Genomic DNA, 2,845 nt, shown 5'->3' on the forward strand with positions numbered 1-2,845 from the left:
ACGCGGGGCACGGTCATGCGCGTCTTCCTGATCACGGGGGCGGCGATCGGCGTCTTCGGCACGCTGGCCGGGCTCGCGCTCGGCGTCGTCTTTGCCAAGAACATCAAGGCGATCATGGCCGCGCTGAACTGGATCACCGGCGCCAATCTCTGGGATCCGACGGTTCGCTTCCTGAGCGACATTCCCTCCGTGATCGATTGGGGCGAGGTGACGAGCGTGGTCGTGATGGCGCTCGTCCTGTCGCTGCTGGCCACGCTCTATCCGGCCTGGAAGGCCGCGCGGCTCGACCCCGTCCAGGCGCTGAGGATGGGCTGAGGCGCATGTCCGACACCACGCCCCGCGAAACCCCGGCGCTCTTCCTCTCCCAGGTCGAGCGATACTACCCCCAGGCCGACGCGCCGCTCGAGATCCTCCGCAAGGCGGATTTCGCGCTCTGGCCCGGCGAACTCGTCGCGCTGGTCGCCCCCAGCGGCACCGGCAAGTCGACCCTGCTGCATGTCGCCGGCCTGCTCGAGCGGCCCGATGGCGGCGAGGTCTTCGTCGGGGGCCTGCCGACCACCAAGCTCGACGACAAGGGCCGCACCCGCCTGCGCCGCACCGAGATCGGCTTCGTCTACCAGGCGCATCACCTGCTGCCCGAATTCTCGGCCCTGGAGAATGTCGTCCTGCCGCAGCGCATCCGTGGCCTCGACAAGGCGCTGGCCGAGGAAAGCCCCGGCTGGCGCGCGATGGGGCAGGTGTCGCTGGGCGAGATTTTGGCGAGCCCGAACGAGGCGGCCTTCTTTGCGGTCAATTCCAAGCGCGTCGACCTGCTGATCGTCGACGCCGACTGCCGCCCGCTCCATGCGGTCGAAATGCAGGGCACGGGGCATCATCTGAGCAACACCACCGCCGCGCGCGACGCGGTGAAACGCGAGGCGCTGCGCCGCGCGGGGATTGGTTATGTCGAGGTGGTCAGCGGTGATACGCCTGCGGAGGTGCGGGCGATGGTGCGGAAGCTGGTGGGGCGGGTTGGTGCCTGAGGTGTGAATGCTTAGCCAGCCGGAATTAGCGGTTATTGTGCCTGTTGCTGTAATCCCGACTAGGCTACATAATTCTCGGACAGAATCTGCCTTTTTCTTGCTACGTCATAGTCTGCACCAGCTCTAACTGAGTTAGGAAGTTCACTAAAAACTTCGTTTGCGAGTGCGGAAACTTCTTGCGATAGCCGAACCATCGCCATGTATTTTTCGTGACGGTCAAGTATCTTTCTGGTTCCATCTGGGGTGATGAGGCTCGTTGCAAGCTCATGGTTAGATGCTAGTGCGTTTAGGTATTGGTCGACTCCCGCCAAAACGGACAAATCAAATCCCTGATAAAACTTGATCCAATCATCGGGGCAATGCCACAGGAGGCCTGCAAGCTCATAGCTCGATAATTCAATGCTTTGATCCGAGTCGCTTCTAATATTCTTTAGCAATCTGATCCCCATTTTTACGCCTTCAAAAGTTTGCGCTCCTTTGTCGTTTATTTTTAGTATATGTAAAAATGGATAGTTTCTTATGGTCGTTGGAACTGAACGATCAAGAATATCAATCCCTCTGTAAGATTCTAGGTTGTTGATTTGATATTCTTTGGAGTTAAACCACACTGACGGAACGACATCAACTTCACGTCGGAGAGAGCCCCCTGAAATTTTTATAGATTTTTTCCCGGACACATCGACATCGGCGGCTGGGAATTGCTTCGATAAAACTGTCTCTGATCTGCTTCTAAGATTTACAAGGTCACCAAATAAATTCCCATCATATGGAAAATACTGATTTGCTTTTGGTCCGTCCTTGTCATAGTAGCATTGATTTTTAATAATGACGAGAAAGTCTACATCACTGATACCGCGAATGTGTGTGTTCGTTGGTACGGATCCTTGAAGACGGTAGTCGCAATAAATAGACTCACCTTCCAAGTTTTTTGTAAGCTGATTAGCAATCCTGACGCATTCTTCTACCGATATCTCTGTATATCTTGGCGTGACCTCAGCCATTGCGCCTAACGCGTACTTTGTCGCGGCAAGGCCGGATCGACTTTCGTAGGATTCCCGAAGCGCTCCACGTTCTTGGATGAGATTAGGGTCTCTATCTATACCGAGACGTCTGCGCCTAAGCTCATCGAGCTTATTTTGGAAACTGATAGCCACTAAATTTCCTTAGTCCAAGTCATGCGACCGATCGTTGTGCGGCCCTTCACGTTATAATATTCTCCTTGAGCCGCAAGGCCATCTTGGTCGAATACCATGTCGCAAAACCCAATATGAACTCCAATCTGCTCTCCGGCCTTTGGTTCGTTTTGATAGCTATAGATTAAACGAAACCCTTTTTCGTTTTCAGGGCAGATGGTTGCTACACGGCTACTCGACGAACTCTGTCCAGTATCAAGGTATATTTTGATTTTTTCCCAAGTCTGATGAATAGTTACGCTTCCGTTCCATTCATATTTGACTTTCCCGCCGAGGGTAAACGTCTGACCTTCGCAAATCCATTTGCCAGAGATGTTAGGTAATCCGAGCAGTTTCGCTGGAAACTTCAATTTCCAGATATAACGGTCAAATGTGGCATGGATTACGACATAGAAGAGACCGGCCGTTAGCGGCCAATAGACAACACTAGGAATTTTCTCCAGAAATCCAAATCTGGAGAACAGTGAAAGCAAAATGGGAGCAATCACGACCGCAAGGGCAGCGCTAGCTGCTGCTACTGTCCCAATGTGTCGGCCATAATTGGTTCTACTATGGCCTAAGATCGTATACCCATGACTTCCAGACACACTAGAATTGTATGGCCCGCATGCGTCCGGGCCAACACAATTC

The 2,845-nt window shown here is 53.4% G+C and carries 4 protein-coding genes; 2 read left to right on the forward strand and 2 right to left on the reverse strand.

Going from position 1 to position 2,845, the window contains the following annotated elements; all coding sequences use genetic code 11:
- Both IQ229_RS22205 and IQ229_RS22210 read left to right on the forward strand, forming a co-directional pair.
- Positions 1 to 315: FtsX-like permease family protein (locus IQ229_RS22205; protein WP_194047451.1), on the forward strand; the 315-nt coding region annotated here is incomplete at its 5' end.
- Positions 316 to 320: 5 nt separating this feature from the next.
- Positions 321 to 1,022 carry a DUF2726 domain-containing protein gene (locus IQ229_RS22210; protein WP_194047453.1) on the forward strand — a complete coding sequence of 234 codons (702 nt, stop codon included), beginning with the start codon at positions 321 to 323 and terminating at the stop codon, positions 1,020 to 1,022.
- A gap of 59 nt (positions 1,023 to 1,081) precedes the next feature.
- Here IQ229_RS22210 and IQ229_RS22215 read toward each other — a convergent pair whose 3' ends face one another.
- Positions 1,082 to 2,023 carry a nucleotidyltransferase family protein gene (locus IQ229_RS22215; protein WP_194047455.1) on the reverse strand — a complete coding sequence of 314 codons (942 nt, stop codon included), beginning with the start codon at positions 2,021 to 2,023 and terminating at the stop codon, positions 1,082 to 1,084.
- Between the two features lie 152 nt (positions 2,024 to 2,175).
- Positions 2,176 to 2,845 (reverse strand): Cap15 family cyclic dinucleotide receptor domain-containing protein (locus IQ229_RS22220; RefSeq protein WP_228013652.1); only part of this gene is annotated, 670 nt, incomplete at its 5' end.

Source organism: Nostoc cf. edaphicum LEGE 07299 (assembly GCF_015207245.1).
Lineage (GTDB): Bacteria > Cyanobacteriota > Cyanobacteriia > Cyanobacteriales > Nostocaceae > Nostoc > Nostoc edaphicum_B.

Coding starts and splice junctions, on each gene's coding strand:
- IQ229_RS22215 (WP_194047455.1), bottom strand. CDS start 2,023: ATGGCTGAGGTCACGCCAAGATATACAGAGATATCGGTAGAAGAATGC.
- IQ229_RS22210 (WP_194047453.1), top strand. CDS start 321: ATGTCCGACACCACGCCCCGCGAAACCCCGGCGCTCTTCCTCTCCCAG.